This window comes from Arthrobacter sp. ov118, from assembly GCF_900116495.1.
In the GTDB taxonomy this organism is placed as follows: domain Bacteria; phylum Actinomycetota; class Actinomycetes; order Actinomycetales; family Micrococcaceae; genus Arthrobacter.
In genome coordinates this window covers 20,299-40,617 of sequence record NZ_FPAY01000008.1, presented here as the reverse complement: position 1 = coordinate 40,617, position 20,319 = coordinate 20,299, and the positions used below count along the sequence as shown (strand labels likewise).

At 65.6% G+C, this 20,319-nt stretch carries 11 protein-coding genes; 10 read left to right on the top strand and 1 reads right to left on the bottom strand.

Going from position 1 to position 20,319, the window contains the following annotated elements; genetic code table 11:
* Window positions 1–195 precede the first annotated feature (195 nt).
* The 10 genes from BM372_RS14640 (at window position 196) to BM372_RS14595 (ending at window position 19,137) form a co-directional block, all read left to right on the top strand.
* Window positions 196–2,937, top strand: coding sequence for a LuxR C-terminal-related transcriptional regulator (locus tag BM372_RS14640; protein WP_177236025.1), 2,742 nt, complete (start codon window positions 196–198; stop codon window positions 2,935–2,937).
* Between the two features lie 70 nt (window positions 2,938–3,007).
* Window positions 3,008–5,659, top strand: a complete 2,652-nt coding sequence (locus tag BM372_RS14635; RefSeq protein WP_090956192.1) for a helix-turn-helix transcriptional regulator — start codon at window positions 3,008–3,010, stop codon at window positions 5,657–5,659.
* 1,213 nt (window positions 5,660–6,872) lie between these two features.
* Window positions 6,873–8,411 carry a sugar transferase gene (locus BM372_RS14630; RefSeq protein ID WP_256214291.1) on the top strand — a complete coding sequence of 513 codons (1,539 nt, stop codon included), beginning with the start codon at window positions 6,873–6,875 and terminating at the stop codon, window positions 8,409–8,411.
* A gap of 51 nt (window positions 8,412–8,462) precedes the next feature.
* On the top strand, window positions 8,463–8,918 hold the full coding sequence (locus BM372_RS14625) for an FAD synthase family protein (RefSeq protein ID WP_090956191.1): 456 nt from the start codon (window positions 8,463–8,465) through the stop codon (window positions 8,916–8,918).
* A gap of 38 nt (window positions 8,919–8,956) precedes the next feature.
* Window positions 8,957–9,766 carry a WecB/TagA/CpsF family glycosyltransferase gene (locus BM372_RS14620; protein ID WP_090956190.1) on the top strand — a complete coding sequence of 270 codons (810 nt, stop codon included), beginning with the start codon at window positions 8,957–8,959 and terminating at the stop codon, window positions 9,764–9,766.
* Entirely contained in the window at window positions 9,763–11,127 is a 1,365-nt protein-coding gene (locus tag BM372_RS14615; RefSeq protein WP_090956189.1) for an MATE family efflux transporter, read from the top strand. Before BM372_RS14620 ends, BM372_RS14615 begins: the two co-directional genes overlap by 4 nt.
* 40 nt (window positions 11,128–11,167) lie before the next feature.
* The gene (locus BM372_RS14610; RefSeq protein WP_090956188.1) at window positions 11,168–12,694 is read left to right on the top strand and encodes a hypothetical protein; all 1,527 of its coding nucleotides are present in this window, start codon (window positions 11,168–11,170) and stop codon (window positions 12,692–12,694) included.
* Window positions 12,691–14,073 (top strand): hypothetical protein, encoded by a 1,383-nt coding sequence (locus tag BM372_RS14605; RefSeq protein WP_143111489.1) that lies wholly within the window; start codon window positions 12,691–12,693, stop codon window positions 14,071–14,073. The genes BM372_RS14610 and BM372_RS14605 overlap by 4 nt, the downstream gene beginning before the upstream one ends.
* Before the next feature lie 132 nt (window positions 14,074–14,205).
* A complete protein-coding gene (locus BM372_RS14600) occupies window positions 14,206–17,430 on the top strand; it encodes a PKD domain-containing protein (protein ID WP_218160885.1) in 3,225 nt (1,074 codons plus the stop codon).
* A gap of 390 nt (window positions 17,431–17,820) precedes the next feature.
* On the top strand, window positions 17,821–19,137 hold the full coding sequence (locus BM372_RS14595) for a glycerophosphodiester phosphodiesterase (protein WP_090956185.1): 1,317 nt from the start codon (window positions 17,821–17,823) through the stop codon (window positions 19,135–19,137).
* A 23-nt stretch (window positions 19,138–19,160) separates the two neighbouring features.
* On the opposite strand, the gene BM372_RS14590 is transcribed toward BM372_RS14595, so the two are convergent.
* Window positions 19,161–20,291 (bottom strand): glycosyltransferase family 4 protein, encoded by a 1,131-nt coding sequence (locus BM372_RS14590; protein ID WP_090956184.1) that lies wholly within the window; start codon window positions 20,289–20,291, stop codon window positions 19,161–19,163.
* Window positions 20,292–20,319: the final 28 nt, after the last annotated feature.

The following is a 20,319-nucleotide window of genomic DNA, read 5'->3' as shown; positions in this document are numbered from 1 at the left end:
GGTCCGGGCCACGTGATGCGGATTGGCGACTACTTGCTTTGTACTCTCAGCCATGTGGGACCAACTGAGTACAGGTACGTAGAACGGGCCGATTACTCGCTAAGTAATCGAGTACTACTTACGCATACCTAAAAAACCCGTAGTCAATACGGTGGTTTATATCACCGCTCCCACATGATTGCGAAGGTCTCTCATATGTTCCAGCAAGAAGCCGGCTTGCCTGCAGGCAGCGGCCAGACAGAAGCTACCTTTCCGCCGCAAAGAAACGGCTACGGCCGGAACAAGGACAGAGCCTTCACCCGGCAACAGGTAGTTGCCGAAGTCGTCGAGACCCTGACGTCGGGTTCCGGCTGCGGCATCGTGCTTGTCGGTGACCACGGGGCCGGCAAGTCCTTCATCGCCCAGCGCGCCATCGAGCAGCTCGGGGACGAGTACCTGGTGGTCCAGGTCCGGGGCAGCTCGATTTCCTCCAAGCTTCCCTACGGGGCACTGAGCGTCCTGTTGAACGACCTCGACGCCTCGCACCTCGAGCACCCGCTGATGGTGCTGCGCGGGCTGATCCAGCTGCTCCACAGCAAGTCGGAGGGGCGGCGAATCGTCCTCTTCGTCGACAATGCCCATGACTTGGACGAGCTCTCGAGCATGATGGTGGCCCAACTGAGCGCCGGCGCCCATGTCACGCTGCTGGCGGCGTGCGTGGACATGCCACATGTTGGCGGCGACATCATGGGTCTGTGGAAGGATGACCTGCTCCGGCGGGTGGACCTGGGACCGTTCGACTTCGCCGAGACGGCGGCAACGCTGAACCACGAATACGGCGGCCGGTTCTCCCTGACCGCCGCCCGGGCGCTCTGGAGCGCGAGCGGAGGCAACGCTCTGTTCCTCCATTCCTTGGCCCGGGAACAGATCAAGCTGGGTACCGTGCTCCGCCAAGACGGCGTGTGGTTCCTGGGCAACGGCCCCATCGCCCTGACCGGTGAGATCCGGGACGTCGTGAAGGCCCGCCTCAACCGGCTCGGCACCGGCCAGCGCGACGTCTTTGAACTGCTGGCCCTCGCTGGCGCCGTCCCGCTGCAGACGCTCATGCTCATCGCCAACCCCCAAGACATGGACGCGCTCCAGGAACGCGCCCTGATCCGGGTCACGCACGAGCATCCGCCGATGGTCAGGGTCTCCAACCCGGTGACGGCCGGTATCGTCGCAAGCGTCGTGCCGCCGGGACGCAGCGCCGAACTCCGCCGCCGCCTCACGGCCGTGCTCCAGGACGCAGACGCCCTGCAAGCCGGCGAAGCCACCGGCGTGGCCTGGGCACTGGACTGCGGCGAGCAGGTGAGCCCGGACCTGGCCCTGGCGGCGGCCCGCACCGCCAACAGCTCGTCCGACCCCGCGGCCGCCCTTCGCTTCGTCCAGGAAGTCGAAGGGAACGATCCCGCCGTCCTGATGGCCATCGAGTCCGTGAAGGCCCACATCTCGGTCAACAACGAGGAGTCCGCACGCCGGGTCCTGGACACACTGGACGAGGCAGCATGCCGGGAGCTACCGCTGGCCGAGTGGACAGCGCTGCAGCTCCTGCGGGCGGAACTGGACAAACGCAGCTCCGCCCCGGCAGGCGATCCCAGAACACGGTTGCAGGAGCTCGCGGAACGGCTGCTGGCAGCGTCAGCCGAGCACGGCCCTGAGGTTGAGACGGCCCGGGAGCAGCTGCGACTGGCCGAGGCCGGGCTCGCCGCGTTCCAGGGACGCTACGCCGATGTTCTCGCAGCTACCGACGGCATGGACACATCGAACCTGGCCAGCGAACCGCGGCTTGTGACCGCCAGCCTGCGCTGCGAGGCCATGGCCGTCACCGGAAATGTCGTGCCGGCATTGGCCCTTGGCAAGCAGGTCCTGGCGGCGACCTCCAGCGTGCGGCTCACGGACCGGGCAGTCCGGGAGATCAGGGGCAGGTTCTTGCTCCTGTTGCTGCTCTCGGCCCAGTTCAAGGAGGCTTCCGCCTACGTTGCCGAGGCATATGCCAGCGGAGAGCCGCAGACCAGGCTCGGGGGAGTGTTCGAGATCGCTCAGGGTGTTCTGGATCTGCACGCCGGCCGCCTCGAGGCCGCGCTGTCCCAGCTTCAGGCGGGCAGGTTGCAGCTCCGGGCGCAGGGCCCCGACGCTCTGGCGGCCCTGGCCACGGCCGCCTGTGCCTATGCCGCGGCCCTGCAGGGCGAGGAGGAAACCGCTGGCCTCCTGCTGGGAGACCTCACCCAGCCGCGGACTCCTGCGGCGTGGCTGGTGAAGCGGCTGACCCGCTACTTCGAACTCTCGGCCCAGGCCGAGCTGGGCCAAAGGGCAGTATCTGTCCGTGCGCTCACGGTCGAGTCCGACGGCGACACGGAAGCCGCGGCCCACACCCCGGCGCTGCTGTTCCTGTCAGCTGCCGCCCGCCTGGGGGACCGCCAGATGGGGCCGAAGCTGGGCAGCCTCAGCGGCCGGGTGACCGGACCGTTCGCCGGTTTGTGCATGCGGCTGGCCGAGGGCATGCGGGAAGCAGACAGCGAACGGCTGCTAGCGGCGTCGAAGGAAGCTGAGGCGTCCGGCAACGCTGTCTTCGCCCGGGATGCGGCGCGGAAAGCCGTCAGCTGCGCTCACGACGCCGGCAACCGGATCGCATTGCGGATCGCCCAGCGAGCGCAGCAGTCCCTCGATGACAAGTTCGGCAGTCCCAAGAACGGCATGCATTCGCTGACAACCTCGACTCTCACGGCGCGGGAATGCGAAGTGGCGGTCCGGGCGGCTGCCGGTACGTCGAACCGGAAGATCGCCGAACAGATGCACGTATCGGTCCGTACGGTCGAGGGACACCTTTACCAGGTGTATTCGAAACTGCACGTCGCCAGCCGATCGGAACTCAAAGATGTCATCTCAACTCCCGCGGACAGCGCCCGGCTTGGCTAAGCCTGCCAAGCTCCGGGCGGCTGTCCCGGCAGCTTTCCTGGACAGGCGAGAGCGGTAGGAAGAACCCGTGATGGAAAGCCTGGCTGAGAGAGTCCCGCTGATTGAGCGGCAGGCTCTGGTGAAGGACCTCGTGCGTTGCCTGCGCGACGACACCGGGTCAGGTGCGCTCGTTATCGGCGCCGCAGGTACCGGCAAGACCGCGGTCGTCAAGGCCGCGGTCCGTGAGCTCGGGCCCCGCGGCCACGTGTTTCGGCTGACGGCCACTCCGGCCCTGGCCGCGGTTCCCTTCGGGGCCCTGGCGCCTTACCTTTCCCGGCTTCCCGACGGCGAACTCGACTCCCATGCCGCCGTCGTGCAGGCGATGGCGGGCAGCCTGAAATCCGAGGCAGACCGTCCGCTGTTCGTCGTCGACGATGCGCACTGCCTGGACCCCGGGACCGTCCGGCAGCTCGCACAGGCCGCCGCCACCGGCGCAGCCGGCATCCTTGCGACCAGCCGGCCCGGACCGATGATCCCCGAGGAATTCCTGTCACTGTGGGATGACGGCATAATTGCCAAATTCGACCTTGGCCCGCTTAGCCGGACCGGGACGCACCAGCTGTGCGAACAGGTCCTGCGCGCCGACGTCTCACCTTGGGTCAGCGCCCTTTTTCATGACGCGGCCGACGGAAACCCGCTCATGCTCATGTCACTGATTCATCATGCCCGCAACAGCGGAGCGCTGGGCTTCCGGCACGGAGTCTGGTTCCTCCTCGCCAACCCGGACATGGCCCAGGTGCCGGCCGCCGACGTCGTTGACCGGCAGCTGCGCTCCATGACGCCGGAGGAAAAGACCGCGGCCATGATCGTGGCGCTGGCCGGGCCGCTCTCGCTGGCCCAGATCCTGCGAATCAGTGGCCCTAAAGCAGTCGACGCGCTGGACACGGCGGGGATCATCGCCGTTTCCGCCGGCCATGACAGGCTCGTACGGCCCGCCAGCCCGATGGTCGGCGAGATCATCCGCCACCGGGTCCCCGCAGGGCGCAGTTCGGCCCTGCGTTCCAGCGTGCTGTCGCTTCCCTCGGCCCGTGCGGCGGTCCCCGGCTCGGCACTGAACAGATTGCGCTGGTCCCTTGACTGCGGCGTGGACGTGCCTCCGGCTCAGCTACTGCAGGCCGCGGTCGCGGCCAACACAGCCCTGGATCCTGCGACCGCGGCCCGGGCTGCGGGCGCCATCCGGGACGCCTCCTTCCTCCCCGATGCCCGGATCCAGCTGGCCTACTCGCACTTCATTCTTGGGCGCCCGGACACCGCCTCGGCGTTTCTGGAGTCCGCCCAGCCGCTGCGGGCCGGACGGTCCTCCTATCTGGCCGCCCTGCTCGCGGCCCGGCTGGGGGCCGTCGCGCCTTCCCGGCACCTGCCCGCCGACGCCGGGCAGCTGCCACAGGAGGAACAGCTCCGCGACGGGACCGCCGTGGCAGGAGTGGCCGCGGAACTCCTGAGCCAGGCATGGGACGACCGGTTCATGGCCGCCGGAACTGGGCTGCGCGAACTCGTCGCCACGTCCGGCGGCAATTCCGAAATCCGTGTCCCGGCCCTCTCCCTCCTTGCCGAAGTGCTGACTGCCCAGGGCCGGCTCCACACGGGGTTGCGTCTGGACGGCGAAGCATGGAGCGGCGCGCGCAGCGCGAGTCTGGCGCTTCCCCTTGTCTACGAAGACCTCGTGGTCCGGCACTGCCTGAACCTGATCCGGGCCGGCGACTGGGACGCCCTCGGAACGGTCCTGGACGATTACGCGGCCCGCGAGCCCGGCCGGCTGCTCTACAGCGGCGGCATGCTCCACCTCATGCGGGGCTACTCGAGGCTGCGCCAGGGCAGGATGCGCGAAAGCCTGGCTGAAGTGCGGCTCGGCGTGGAGGAACTGTCCATCGCCGACCCCCTAGGCCTGCTGCCGTTCGCGCATGCCGTCGCAGCCTACGCCGCCGCTGCCGTGGGACACCGTCGGGAGGCCAGCAAGCATTCGCTGGCGCACCGGCAGTTGGTCTACCGGGAACCTCAAACCCTCCGCCTGCTCGCGGAGGCGTACAGCCACGCGGCGGACCTCGGCGACGGGCCCGACCGAAGCGGACTCGAGGCCCTGGCCCGGCTGGCTGACCAAGCACAGCACGAAGGCCTGCGGGGCGTTGAATCGGAAATTCGGCGGCTCGCGTTCCGCAGCGGTGACACCTCGGGCGCCGAGGCCCTGGCCCTCAGCAGCAGCGCGGTGGACGGCCCGGAGGCGCGCCTGCTCGAGTCCTACGCGAGAGCCGTTTCGGCGTGCGACGCCGTCGACCTCATTGGCATCAGCGACGACGCGCTAAACGGCGGGCACGCGCTCCTGGCCCTAGAAGCGGCCCAGCAGGCGGAGCGGATCCTGGCAGACGACCCGGAGCGGTGGAGGCTCACCGCGGTCCAGCGCCGCGTTCATCACCGCCTCGTGGAGGCCGGAATGTCGGCGCAACTGGAAGTGGTCCACAGTGATCATGGCGCTGCGCTGACCGCCCGTGAGGCCGAAGTCCTGGAACGGGTCTCCGGCGGGGCCACTAACGCCGAGATCGCCGCCGACCTCTGTGTATCGCAACGGACCGTGGAGGGTCACCTGTCGCGGATTTTCGCCAAGCTCGGCGTTGGCCGGCGCGCGGACCTCCTTGATGCAGGCGCCCTGCACCCTGGGTCCTTTCACTCCGGCACCCCGCGCCCCTGACCGGCCGGGTCCCCACCGTCACCGAGGGCAACGGCGCGCGTCCGGGCCTGTCGCAAGGCCCGCCGCCGACTCGCGGACGTCCGCCGGCTGCGTACCCCACCGGGTGGCCCTGGGGACCGGCGGGAGTATCCCCAAGTAGTGCCGCGGACGAGAACGCCCCAGAAGTCGGGTAAACGCTACTCGTGCGCAGATCCGGTCTGGGCGATTGACTTAAGTCAGTCCCACACAGGGTCTCAAAATGAGGAACTTCAACGGGAATAACCGCGGGGATGCCCCGCAGGAAAGTGTGGCCTCAAAATCCATCTTGCCTGCAGAAGCAGCCACTGCCACCATTAGAGGTGGTCGTTCCGTAACTTCTCTACACCGAACTCCTTCAAGGGAATCGTACGGTGCCCCAAACCGGCAGCCGTACGCCAAGGTCGGAGCCGGCGGCGTCAGAGCCTTCTGAGACCGAGGCTCTCCCCCCAGCCGCCGCCGGCTCCCTTAACCGGTCTGCACCCAGGCCGCGCCGCCGAGAGACGCGCGCCCGGCACGAGCGCCATCGATGAGCGCCGCAGGGGATCACTCAGGCATGAACCGGCCAGGCCGACTGGCGGGGTTCCGGGGCAGGGCCGCTCCGCAGCCGGGTTCGTTCCAACGCAACCCTTCTTCATCCGGACCGATCTGCAATCGCTTTGGTCGGCCACCCACTTCGCACACCAATGTCCGCCCGAGCACCGATTCTCCGGGCGACTGCTGGACGGCGGCTGCTGGACGGCGGCTGCCACCTCCCCGGAGATATTGAACGCGGCGTGGTCCGCTAACCGGTCCTGGCACTGGATGGAAACCAGACCAGCTGGTGTTCGACCCCAGCTTCGCGGACGTCACCGCGGAATCCGGTTTTCAGGCCGGCGCGGGGCGCCTCACAACCAGGATTTGCTCACACAATGCTCCACCCGGCCAGCCATTCGCCGGGTACTCCGCCGGAAGCGGCACGTAGCGACTACTTGAGGGCTGCAGCTCCAACGGGTAGTCCGCCACACCACCTGCAGGAACGAGGCCGGGAATTTAGGTGGAACGTACTCGTGTGCCCCCCGCATGCGGCTCATAGGTTTGCGATAGCAATCAGTCAGTAACCGCTACGGCTACGAATTGGGTCTCAAATGCGCTCCTCTCTGGCTTCCGCCTTGCCTTCCGCCCTCCCCGGCGCTGCGTTCCGTGCCGGAGTACGGCCGTGACCGCGGTCCGTGACTCCGCCGCCGGCTCGGTCCTGACCTCGGCCGCCCTCGACTTTCCGCGGGTTGCGGCCCCACAGGGGATGCAGCATCGGACGCGCGTCGTGGGGGAAGGGACCCGCTGGAGCAACAAGTACCGCCGCATGCTCGCCATCAGCGACGTTTGCGTCATCGTCTCCGTCACCTTGATTGCCCAGATGGCCAGGTTCGGGCTCGACGAGGCTCGGGTCGCGGTCGGATGGTTCGACGTCGGCTACCTCCAGATTTCCATTCTTATAGCAGCGGCCTGGATGCTCGCCCTGAGGGCTTATCGAACCCGCGACCCCAGAATTGTGGGGATCGGCGTCGACGAGTACAAGCGGGTGGTCAGCGCCACGGTCGCCCTTCTGGGCGTCCTCGCCATGCTATGCCTCCTGTTCCAGGTCGCCATTGCGCGCAGCTACTTTGCCTTGGCCTTTCCTCTCGGTGTGGCCGGCCTGATCGCCTCCCGATGGGTGCTCCGCCGCTGGCTCACCCGCCAGCGCACGAAGGGGCATTTCCTGTCACGGGTCCTGGTGCTCGGGAAGCCCAAGGACGTGAGCTACGTGGTGAACCAGATTGAAAGGAAATCCGGAGCCGCCTATCACGTCGTCGGAGTGTGCCTGACGGGAAACGGCGGGATGAAATGGCTGAACCTCGGCCGGCGCACGGTTCCGGTCGTGCCGGAAGCCCGCTCCGTAGTCGAGGCCGTCCGTGAGTTCGGAGCCGATGCGGTGATCGTGGCAGGCCCGGGCAAAGGTGGAGGCAAGTACATCCAAGAACTCGGCTGGCAGCTGGAGGAGTCGGCCACTGAACTGATCCTCACCACCGGACTGACCAACGTGGCGGGCCCACGCATCCATGCCCGCCCGGTCGAGGGTCTGCCGCTCATGCACGTCGAACTTCCCCAGTACACGGGAGCCCGACACTCCGTGAAACGACTCTTCGACATCGTTGCGTCGGCCATGGCTCTGGTTTTCCTGCTTCCGGTCTTCCTGCTGCTCGCCATCCTGATCAAGCGCGACAGCCCCGGCAAGGTCTTGTTCCGCCAGGAACGGGTTGGCAAGGGCGGCAAGAAGTTCCTGATGGTGAAGTTCCGCTCCATGGTGGAATCCGCCGAGGATGACCTGGCCGGGCTGCTGGATCAGAACGAGGGATCCGGAATGCTCTTCAAGATGCAGCACGATCCCCGGGTTACTCGGGTCGGCCGCTGGATGCGCAAGTACTCCCTGGACGAACTGCCGCAATTTTGGAACATCCTCAAGGGGGATATGAGCCTGGTTGGACCCCGACCGCCGCTTCAGCGCGAGGTTGACGGCTACAAGGACCGGGTGCACCGCCGCCTCTACATCAAGCCCGGCCTCACGGGAATGTGGCAGACAAACGGCCGATCGGAATTGAACTGGCAGGACAGCGTACGGCTGGACCTGTACTACGTGGAGAACTGGTCATTGGCCGGCGACCTGATCATCATCTGGCGCACAGCACTGCAAATGATCAAACCCGTCGGCGCTTACTAGACGCCGGCAGCGGCACAAACTCCCCACAGCCACTGGAAGTAAGGACACCCAATGAACACTCGCATTGGCTACGCAGCCGGAGCTTTCGACTTATTCCACATCGGTCACCTCAACCTTCTGGCCCAGGCCAGGCAGCGCTGCGACTACCTCATCGCTGGTGTGGTTTCCGATGAGCTGCTCCGGGCAACCAAAGGCCGGGCGCCCGTTGTTCCGCTAGCCGAACGGCTGGAAATTGTCAGGAACATCCGGTACGTGGACGAAGCGGTGGCCGAAGTTCATCCCAGCCGGCTTGACACCTGGCGGGACAACCACTTCGACATCTTCTTCAAGGGTGACGACTGGCGAGGCACGGAGAAGGGGATCTCGCTCGAACAGCAACTCTCGAGCGTGGGGGTGGAAGTCGTCTACTTCCCCTACACGATGCATACCTCCAGCACGGTTTTGCGCCGCGCGCTGGGGCTGATTCTGGAGTCCGAACAAGGCAGCTCGGCGGCGCACTTCGCGTAGCCGCACAATTACATATTTTTCCGAGGGGGGAAATTTACATGGTCTCAACGGCACATTCCGGGCTCGATGGCGGCTTCAAAGTCCCATCATCAGACCCGAGGGTGGACATTCTGGGCATCCGGATAAGCGCGGTTAATATGTCGCAGGCCCTGGGCCGGCTGGTTCGCCACATAAGCGGCGGCCACCGCGGCTACGTCTGCGTCACGGACGTCAACGCGTTGCTTCATGCCCGCCGCGACCCGGAACTCCGCCGGATCTTCAACACGTCCACCATGACCGTTCCGGACGGCGTGCCCCTGGTATGGGCCGGTAAGAGTGCAGGTGCTGACTGGATGGGCCGGGTGTGCGGGCCCGACCTGATGCCGGCGCTCTTGAAGGCTGCGGCCGAGCACGGATGGGCGTCGTACTTCCTGGGCGGCGCGCCGCGCGTCGCCGAGGAGATGATCGAGAACTTCAAACGGACCATTCCCGGGCTCAAGGTGGCCGGATACCAGTCGCCTCCTTTCCGTGAGCTGACTCCGGACGAGGAAACGGCTATGGTCCGGGAGATCAACGACTCCGGCGCCCAGATCGTATGGGTTGGCCTAGGTGCGCCCAAGCAGGAGAGCTGGATGGACCGCTACCGTGGCCGCCTCACCGCGTCGCTGTTGGTCGGCGTGGGCGGGGCGTTCGACATGCACGCCGGGCGGGTCAGCCGGGCTCCTTTTTGGATGCAGCGCAACGGCCTTGAATGGGCCTACCGGTTCTCCCAGGAGCCCCGACGGCTGTGGAAGCGCTACACCCGGAACGTGCCCGTCTTCGCGCTGGCGCTGTGCCGCCGCGCTCCCAAGCTCGTGGAGTCTGCGTGAAAGTCATGACCGGAGCCCATACGGCGGCCGGCGCGGTGGGCGGGCGCCGTGCCCGGTCGTTGCACACCGGGGCGGTAAAACGCGTTGGCTGGGGGCTTGGAGATCAGGCGCTCAGCAGCCTGACGAACTTCGCCGTTGGAATCCTCGTCGCCAGGTCTGTCAGCGTTGCTGATTTCGGTGCGTATGCCCTGGCCTTCTCTGCTTACTGCTTCATCCTGGGGATCTCCCGGGCCCTCGCAACCGAACCGTTCGCCGTCAGGTTCGTCATTTCCGAGCCGGAGCAGCTTCACCGGGCCCGGGGCGCTGTTGCCGGAGTGGCACTCCTGACCGGAGTTGCGTTTCTCGCTGTGGCACTGGTGCTCAGCCAGATGCTGCCGCAGGAATACCGGTCACTGGTCATCTGCCTGGGCGCCGTCCTCCCCGGACTGCTGGTCCAGGACTGCGTCCGCCAGATACTTTTCGCGGCGGGGAGGGGCCGGTCTGCCTTCAACAATGATCTGCTTTGGGCGGTGCTGATGGTGCCGGCGTTTGGTGGCGTCTTCCTCTCCGGCACTGTCAGCTCAGCCACGTTGATCCTCGCCTGGGGCGCCGCGGCAACTCTCGCTGCGGTTGTCGGATGTTTCCAGTGCCGGGTTGTGCCGGGAATCGGCCTGATCAAGTCCTGGCTCAACTCCCAGCGCGGACTCTGGGCTCCCTTCCTCGTTGAAGGCGCCGCCATTAACGGCTCCCAACAGATCGTGTTCTTCGCGATTGGGGCCTTCGTCGGGCTGTCGGCGGTGGGGGAGATGAAACTGGCCCTTGTCCTGCTGGGACCGGTCAACGTGTTGGTCCAGGGCCTCGGTGTAGTCGCGGTACCGGAGGCCGCGAGGGCCATAGCCGCCGGACGCTCCCGGTTTCTACGCGTCACATCAGTGTTTTCGCTGGCCGTGGCGTTGGGAGCCCTCCTCTGGGGACTCACCGTCACGCTCCTGCCGGAATCCTGGGGTGTGGCGCTCGTGGGGCGGGGGTGGTTGACGGCATCAGCGCTGGTACTTCCGATGTTCCTCGTTCAGGTTTTCAACGGGGCAAAGACAGGTGCGGCGGTTGGTTTGCGCAGCATGGGGGCCGCAAGGAGGAGCATGTGGACGCGGATCTCGACCTCGTCCCTGGTCGTCGTGATCTCGGTCGCGGGGGCCGGCCTCGCGGGGCTGCCAGGAGCAGCATGGGGGCTTGCCGTGGCTGCCGCGCTCAGCACAGTTCTCTGGTATCTGCAGTTCAAAAACGTTTATTCGCAATATTCATTCACAACTTACAAGTCTGAAATATCCCGCCATCTGGCGGAACGGTCTCAACCCAGAGAGGTGGCGGTCCCCGATGAATGAATCGTGGTCTGTTTGGCACGGAGCTAAGCAGGTAGTCACGGTGTACTGGCCTGTCATCATTTCGCTCATGCTGGTCGGGGGTCTTGTCGGCGTCGGACTGGCGTTGCGGAACCCCACCACATATACGGCGCGGGCAGAGCTCATCACCGGCAACTATTCCCTTCCGGCCGAAATGGCTTCCCAGCCAGCAATTGCCAAGTCGGGCGCTCTTGGCCTCGAGCTTCCCGCCGAGACTCAGGCCCGCATCTTGGCGAGCCCCGTCGTCGTGGACGTAGCCGCCCAGGCCCTCCGCCTCGACGACCGTGAGTCGGCGGCTCTTCGGTCCAGCGTGAAGGCAAGTGCGACCACTGACAATTCCCTGGCCGTCTTCGCTGGCGGGTCAACTCCAGCGAAAGCGGCGGAGAACGTCAATGCAGTGGCCGCAGCTTTCCTGCAGTACCGCGCCGACATCGGCCGGGCCGACATGAACCTGCTCGCCGAGCGTGCCCACGCAGCCGCCAAGGACAGTCTGGCCTCAGCGGCCAAGCTTGAAGCTCCGCTGGCCAAGGCACAGGGCAATAATGCGGGCTACGCGGCCAGCATCTTGGCCAAGCGGGAAGAATTCGAGCACGCGGCGAGTGCCGCGCAGTCCATCGCGGCGGCACTCGATGACGCTGTCAAGAACTTCAACGGCGGCGGGTCCGTGGTTCGGCCGGGCAGCCCCACGGACGTGGACGGCTCACCCTCGATGCTGATGTTTATCGTCCTGGGTCTCGGTGTGGGCCTGTTGGGCGGCGTGGCCTTTGCCGTTATTCGCCGTCAAGTCAGCGATCGGATCATGGACCGGCGTGACATCATGCGAGCCACCGGCCTGACTGAAATCTTCGAACTGGGCGGCCGGGGCAGCGGCGCCGGTGAGTTGCTTCTCCGGTCCGTGCAGAAGTCGAGCACGGAACTCGGAATTTCCTCCGAGCAGGTGGCCGTCAGGCCGCTCACACCCACCAGCGTCGACGCCGCCGGGCTGCTGGGATTGGCCGCCGGGGGGCACGCCAGCCTGGGGTCTGTCGCCGTCGTGGCCCTCCGCAAGGAGACCGGGGCCGACATCGCCCACCAGCTTGGCATGAGCCCCAGTCAAACACCCCTCAGTGCCCTGTCGGGCCGCGAACTCGCAAGTGTCAACAGCGAGATCGGTTGTGAAGCGTCAGCCGTTTTCGGCACCACTCCGACGCCGACTGGAACCTATGATCTGCTACTGCTGGCGACCGGACCGCACTTCGAAGTCGGTGGTATCCACAACAGCCTGCCGGCAGGTTTCTCCGGTCCCACGGTCCTGGTTGTGCAACCGCGGAAGGACCGGGTCCAGAAGCTGGAACAGGCCGTGGATGAGCTTAATGCGGCCAACTTGCCGGTCGTGGCAATCCTTATCGCCGACCAGGCCACGGGAAGGGGCCGTTTTGGCAGGCCGGCGGGCTCGAATGCACGGAGGGCCAGCCTGGAGCGGACCGGTGCCACCCGGGCCCTGCGCTCCGAGGTGCAGAACGCTGAGGCGGACCCTAAGTTGCGCACGACGGCGGGTACCAAGTCATGAACGTGCTCCTGGCCACCGCCGGTCCCGGCCGTCTCCCCGGGGAAAGTCCCCGGGACGCTCCGGTACCTGAACGATGGGCACGGGCCGGCCGGCTCACTAACGGAACAGCCCTGATCGTGCTCGTCGTCGTCCTGGGCCTGCTGCTGCTGACGGTGCAGCCCTGGTCGCGGACGGACCCGGCCGCCGGGACGGACAGCAGCGGCAGCAGCGTCCTCAAGGGGGCCGTGCTGATGCTTTGCGTCGTTGCCCTCCTGATGGTGCTGCCGCCGCGGGCAGCACTTCGAATTCCGGCACCCCTGGCCCTGTTCCTGCTCTACGGCATCTACGTGGTGATTTCTTCTGCCTTTCAGCCCGACGCCTTGCAGGCCATGTTCCGCGGCACCCGGCTCGTTCTGGGTCTCGTGGTGCCCGTGTTGCTCTGGTCCGTCGTGCGCGGGCGCTTCCGGCTGATCGTGTACGCCAACGTGGCAGCCTATTCGGGGCTGGCCCTGACCGTTATCGCCGGAGTTGTCCTGTCGCCGCAATTGGCCTGGCAGGAGGGTAAGCCCTTCCAGTCGGCACGGCTGGTAGGAGCTTTCCTGCCCATGATGGCTCCCCGGGTCGGGGAAATAGGCGCCGTGCTGGTCGGCTTGACGGTCCTCCTGTGGGCCCAGCGGAAGATCGGCCTTCTCACGCTGGCTCCCGCAGTCGCGGCAGGAACCGCCCTCATTGTCTTCAGCCACACCCGCACGGCGGCGTTGGCCCTGGCGCTGGGTCTCCTCGTCGCTTTCGGAACGGCCGCGACGTCGCCGGCCGGCCGCCGTGGCCTGGCGCTGGTGGCGGGGGCCCTCGCCCTGGCCCTGCCGTTCCTTCCCGGCATCATCGACTGGGCGGTCCGGGGCCAGGACAGCGAACAGCTTCAGAAGCTAAGCGGCCGCACCGCGGCGTGGGACTTCATCCTCAGCCAGCCCTACGATCCGCAGCTGTTCTGGCTGGGACACGGCCTCGGAGACAAGCGGATTTTGCTTCGCCGGGGGCAGGGCGACATCAACGTGGTGCCGATCGACAACAGCTGGCTTGACAGTTTTTGGGAGACCGGGGCGGTGGGGGCGACCCTCGTGGCCCTGGCCGTTCTAGCGGCATCGGTCTACGCCTTCAAAACACCCGGCTACGCCGCCAGGACGTTCGCCGGATTCCTCATGACTTACGTCCTGGTCGCATCTGTCAACGAGAGCGGTCTCTGTGACTTCTCCTCGATGACGCTCCTGGTTCTCGTTTCAGTCCTGATAAGCGCAGTGGACAGGGCTGACAAACGGGACCGTGCCGCCGGAAATTCGGTCCGGCATGGTCACACCCTCAATCGGTTGCGCCGGTCTTCCACGCAGCCAGGGTCAATCTAAGAGAGGTACGAGATGTACACGAGACACATATTGCGCCCTGCCGGAGTGGTGGCAGCTTTGCTACTGCTGCTGGGAGGACTTGTTTCGCCGGCCTTCGCACGGGAGACAACGCTGTCAGCCACCAGCTCATCTATGTGGCAGACCAACAACACGGTGCGGGCCCTGGCCTACGCCAAAGGCAAAGTCTTTATCGGCGGCGAGTTCACTACGGTGCGGCCCCCCGGGGCAGCCGCAGGCACCCAAGAGACCTCCCGGACCTATCTGGCCGTCGTGGATGCCGCAAGCGGGAACCTGCTTTCCTTCGCCCCCCAACCCAACGGCAGGGTCTGGGCACTTGCAGCCTCGGAGGACCAAAGCCGGGTTTACGTCGGCGGCGACTTCACCCAGATTGCAGGGCAGTCCCGCCAGCGGATGGCGGCCTTCGACACGACCAGCCTGGCCCTGGTTTCCAATTTCCGGCCCAACGTGAGCTACCGCGTGGCCACCATCGCCCAGCAGGGCAACAATGTCTACTTCGGCGGCTCGTTCGGAACAGTGGCCGGCGCCGTCCGGAACCGGCTGGCTGCCGTGCAGGCAAGCGACGGAGCCCTCCTGCCCTGGAACCCGAACGCCAGCGCCGACGTAAAGGTGGTGCGCCCCGCACCCGATGGCAGCAAGGTCTACATCGGCGGCGCGTTCGACACCCTCGGCGGAACCCCCTCCTGGGCCGTCGGCCTCGTGGACAGCGCGCAGGGCGCACTGCTGCCCTTCCCGGCAGCGACGGCGGTTCCGCCCAAGCAACCGGGCTGCACCTCGATCGTGCGCGACATCATCACCGATCAGAACACCGTCTACTTTGCCAACTCCGGAGACGGCTGGGGCTGCTTTGACGGCACCTGGGCCGCGGACCTCACCAGCGGCGCGCTGAAGTGGCAGAACAACTGCCTCGGCGCCACGGAAGCAATCGCCCTCGTCGGAGGCTGGCTCTACAAGGGCTCGCATGCTCATGACTGCAGCAGCGAGGGAGACTTCCCCCAGGTGCCCAACCGCTACCTGCTGGTACAGCGCCCCGATAACGGAAAGCTGGCTGGCTGGTACCCCCAGACCAACGCCGCCGGAGTGACCAAGGTTGGTCCGTTGGCCATGGCCACCGATGGCAAGCAACTGTGGGTCGGCGGAGACTTCACCACGGTCAACGGGGCCATCCAGCAGGGTGTAACTAGGTTCCAGGCCGATCCGGAAACAGCCCCTACCCGGCCATTGACTCCTTCTGCGTCGAGCACCCGCGCTGGCCAGGTGAAAGTCACGTTCAAGGCCACGACCGACAAAGACGACGAAAACCTCACCTACAACCTGTACCGGGCTGGGAGCACGCAGCCGATCCTCACGCAGGTCATCCGGTCCCGGTTCTGGGACATCCCGACGGTGACGTTTGTTGATAAGAATCTCGCTCCAGGAACCCAAGCTGCGTACCGGGTTGAGGCATCCGACGGTACCGTTGCGGTCCAGTCCTTCTGGACTCCCTATGTCACCGTCGCCTCACAGTCCGCTAACTATCAGGACACCGTGAAGGGCGACGGCGCCAGCAGCTTCTGGCGCTTTGAGGAGGCCAGCGGTACGGCAGCGGCGGATTTTGCCAGCACCAATGCCGGCACGTACCAGACCATGAACCTGGGCGGGCCCGGGATCTTGGCTGGCACCACGTCTGCTGATCTGACGGACAGCAACAGCAGCATGGCGAGCAGCGTGTCCCAGGCCGGGCCGCAGACGTTCTCCGTGGAATCCTGGATCAAGACCACCACAACTTCCGGCGGCCGGATTGTCGGCTTCGGTAACAGCCAGGCGGACCAGAGCGGCAACTACGACCGCCACATCTTCATGCAGAATGACGGCAAGGTCGTCTTCGGTGTGTGGACCGGCTCAGCCACTATGGTCACCAGCGGCGCCGCCCTCAATGACGGGAAATGGCATCACCTCGTCGGGACCATGGCACCGGGCCGCTCTGAACTCTTCGTGGACGGCGTCAGCCAGGGAACCAACACTCCGACGGTTGCGCAAGGATACGACGGTTACTGGAGGGTGGGAGCGGACAACCTCAACGGCTGGCCGAATCAGCCGGCATCGCGGGCCATGGTGGGCAGCATCGACGAAGTGGCCATCTACCCCATCCAGCTAACCTCATCGGACGTCCAGTGGCACTACAGCCTCGGCAGCGGAAACAAGGCACCCGTGGCTTCCTTCAGCCCAGCATGCACGGGGTTGAGCTGCGGGTTCGACGCCTCGGCTTCGTCCGATCCGGACGGAACGATCGCGGACTTCACGTGGGACTTCGGGGACGGGCAAACCGGCTCGGGAGCAACCCCCACGCACACCTACGCCGCGGCGGGAACATACCAGGTCCGCCTCAACGTGACGGATGACCGGGGGGCGAGCAGTGTCGTGGCGAACGCAGTGCCGGTCTCTGCACCCAACAAGGCACCGGTTGCCGCGCTGACGTCGACGTGTTCCGGGTTCAACTGTTCCTTTGACGGTTCGACGTCTTCGGACCCCGACGGCAGCGTGAGCTCCTGGGCCTGGGATTTTGGTGACGGCCAGACTGGCACCGGCAAAACCGCCACCCACACCTACGCTACGGCAGGAACCTACACCGTGAAGCTAACCGTCACGGACGACAAGGGGGCTACTAATCAGGCCAGCAAGGACCTCACGGCCTCGTCAGCCCCGGCTGGCACCGGGCTGGCAAAGGACACCTTCGCCAGGGTTGTGGCCCAAGGGCTGGGGACGGCAGATCTGGGCGGCCCGTGGACCATCAGTGGTTCGGCAAGCCGGTATTCCGTCGCGGGTGGAGCAGGCAACTGGATCATGCAGGCCCCCGGCAACGCTCCGGCCGCGTACCTGAAGAATGTCCAGGCTGCTGACACCGACCTGTCGTTTGCGGTCTCGCTCGACAAGGCAGCCACCGGCGGCGGCGTTTACCTTACCGCTGTCGGGCGTTCCGTTGCCAACCAGGGGGAGTACCGGGCCAAGGTCCGGTTCACCTCGGCCGGCAGGATGTCGCTCGCCATCGTCAGGACCGACGCTGCCGGTGCTGAGACGTACCTGACGCCGGAAACCGTGATCGCAGGGCTGACCGGCACCAACAGCCAGCAGCTCGGGGTCCGCATCCAGGTCACAGGTCAGGGCACCACGGCCATCAAGGCCAAACTGTGGGCAACCACCGGGGCAGAACCGGCGGCGTGGCAGCTTGAAGCAACAGACACCACGGCAGCGCTTCAGGCGCCGGGCTACACCGGAGTGATGTCGCTGCTTTCGGGCTCGGCGACTAATTCTCCTGTCACGGCCCGGGTGTCGAACTTGTCCCTGACTACTCCCCGTTGAGAAAGGACCGGACCGTGCAAACTGCCAACGATGTCCGCGGAGTAGGCGGCCCCGGCCGGCGCCCCGTGCTCATGAGTGTGTACGCGTGCGGTCCGGAGATGGGCGCGGAGGTTGGCGTCGGCCGGGAATTGTCCCGGCCGGCCGCCGACCACGCGGATAGGGTGGGAACGAGGGCGCGCTCGCAGCCCCTTGGCCAGCCGACAACCGACAGTTGAGGGGTGGGACACCTTGTTCCGTAGCAAACTTCCTGAGAACGTGCCCGCGACCCGGGCCGTCTCCCGGCGTCAGCTGTTGACGGCCCTGGGAACTGGGGCGCTGCTTACTGCCTGTGGCGGAGGTGAAGTGCCCCGCCCCGGAGGTGCCCGTGCCGCCGGGTCGCAGCCAGCTCAGGTGCACACGCTGAGCGACCTGATGTCCACGACGCCGTTTTACATCGCCCATCGCGGCTCGGGCGACAACTGGACCGAACACACGGCCGAGGCTTATTCACAGGCAATTCAAAACGGTGCTAAGGCAATTGAGGTCTCCGTCTCCGCCACAAGTGACGGAGTCCTGGTCTGCCACCACGACCTCAGTACCGAACGGATGACCGGGCGGAACCTGCAGATCAGCGAGGTGACCTTCGAGGAACTGGGCGCCTTGCGCAATGACTCGCGATCCTGGATCGGACCGAAGGCACCGCTCGAGCCCATTCCCCGGGTCAAGGACGTGCTGGATGCCCACGCAGCCACCAGTGTCATCTTCCTCGAGGACAAACAAGGCACCAATACGGCTGCCCTCCTGGATCTTATGGACAGTTACCCCAATTCCAAAGAGCACTTTGTGTGGAAGCAGACCGCGGGCGGCAAACACCTTGCCGAGGCCAAGGAGAGGGGATACAAGGCCTGGGGATACTTCGTTGACGACGTTCAGATCCGGTTTGCGGACTTCGCGGACCGCTTTGATTATCTGGGCATCTATCACGGCGCTTCGGACGACGAGATTAAGGCCCTGGTTCGCTACGGTAAGCCCGTAATCTGCTGGGAGATCCACACCCGATGGATGCGGGAACGAGTGATGGCGCTGGGCGTGACCGGGCTGATGTGTTCGAATTATCCCTATGCCTCGGGCAGCACCCCCATCAGCACGCGCGACAATTTCGCATCCGGTGTGCGGGCACCAGGGGACCTGCCATGGATCCTGGCGCCGACCTACCAGCCCACGCTGCAGCCCGAGTTTTCCTCCATCAGCCTGAACAACGAGGCCGGCTCCAGCTACACGATGGGATCCATGTGCCCCGTCACAAAAGACACCTACTCGCTGTCCTTCGACATGAGGTGGCCGATGGCCGTCCCCGAAAAGAGCGGAAGCGCTGGCATCGCGTTCGGGCAGGCCGATGATCGGCCGTACCGCCCCACGGTGCCGGCCACGGTGGCCGGCTATCACCTGACGGTTGACCGCGTGGGCACCATTCGGCTCTTCGCGCGCGAGGCTGGAACGCTGGACGGGCAGTTGCTGGGCGAGGCGCGATCAGACGCGCCCAGGGCAGGTGCGTGGATGCGCTTCCGGGTGGATGTCAGCCCGCAGGAGATCACCTTCACCCGGCTTGACGGGACTGTCACCAGCGCGTCCGCGCGTACTTCGTCCCACCGTGGCGGTTACTTTGGGCTCACCAAGAACTATCAAGGAAAGCAGCCGGTGGAGTTCCGGCAGGTCGAGGTTAGCTGAACCCGGGCACGGCAACCAGCGAATTAGGGCCGGGAGGGCGGGTTGCAGGCAATGGCTTCGGCGTAAATCCTCTCCAGTGCGCGTAGGTTGTTCGCCGGAGTGAAGTGGGAGAGGTAGTCCTGCCGGGCTACTGAACCGGCGAGCACGGAGACCGCAGGATTACTAATTTCCTGCAGCGCCCTGCGCAAGGACAGCGGATCCCCGGGCTGGAAGGTGAAGCCGTTCTCGCCATCTCGAACTAGTTCCGGAAACACCCCCTGATTGGGCACGACCGCGGGTACGCCATGGGCAAACGCCTCCACTACGCTCAATCCGAAAGTCTCAAATGCCCTCGACGAGTTGACCAGGTAGCGCGCGTTCAGCAGCAGTTCCAAGGCAGCAGAGCGGTCGAGCGATCCGAGAAAGCGGACGGAGTTGCCGTGACCGGCTGCCTGCTCTTCGAGTTCCCGGCGCAGCGGGCCGTCACCCGCGATCATCAGGGTACCGAGGGAGGGGTCCCAGGACTCGATGAGGGTCGAGACGCCCTTCTCAACAGAGAGCCGTCCCAAGTAGAGCCCATAGGATCCTGGTCCTTCCCGGACCTGAGCAGGAGAGGGAATGAAATGGGGCTTGATGGTGATTTGCTCGGCCGGCAAACCAGCCTCCGTCATGATCCCTTGGGCAAATTTGCTCATCACGATGAACCGGTCCACGCCCCGCTGCCAGGTCCCCATCGCGCGGTGCGTCCCAATCGAGAAGGCCAGCGGAGCTGTGGCGAGGCGGCTGTCCCGGTAACACGAATGCGTGAGCGCCGGCAGCGGGGAGCCGTGGAGGCATTCGAAGCAGGGGCGGCCGTCGCGCAACAGCGTGCCGGCGGCGCACACAAGGCGGTAGTTATGCAGGGTCGCGACAACTGGAACATGGGATTGCCGGGCAGCGGCCAAAATCGAGGGACTAATCAGCGGAAACGAATTGTGCAGATGAATAACATCGAAATGTTGCCGCCGCAGTTCAATCTTCATCGCCGCCTGGTCCTGCAGAGACCAAGTGACCCGCATCGGCAATTCTGCTTTCCGGCCGACCGACATGCCGGAAATGTCGTCGCTGCGGCGAATATATTCGGCCACCTCATGCCCGGCATCCTCAAGCAGTTTTCGCTCCTGCTCTACTACCATGTCCTCTCCGCTAGGATGATCCGAACGG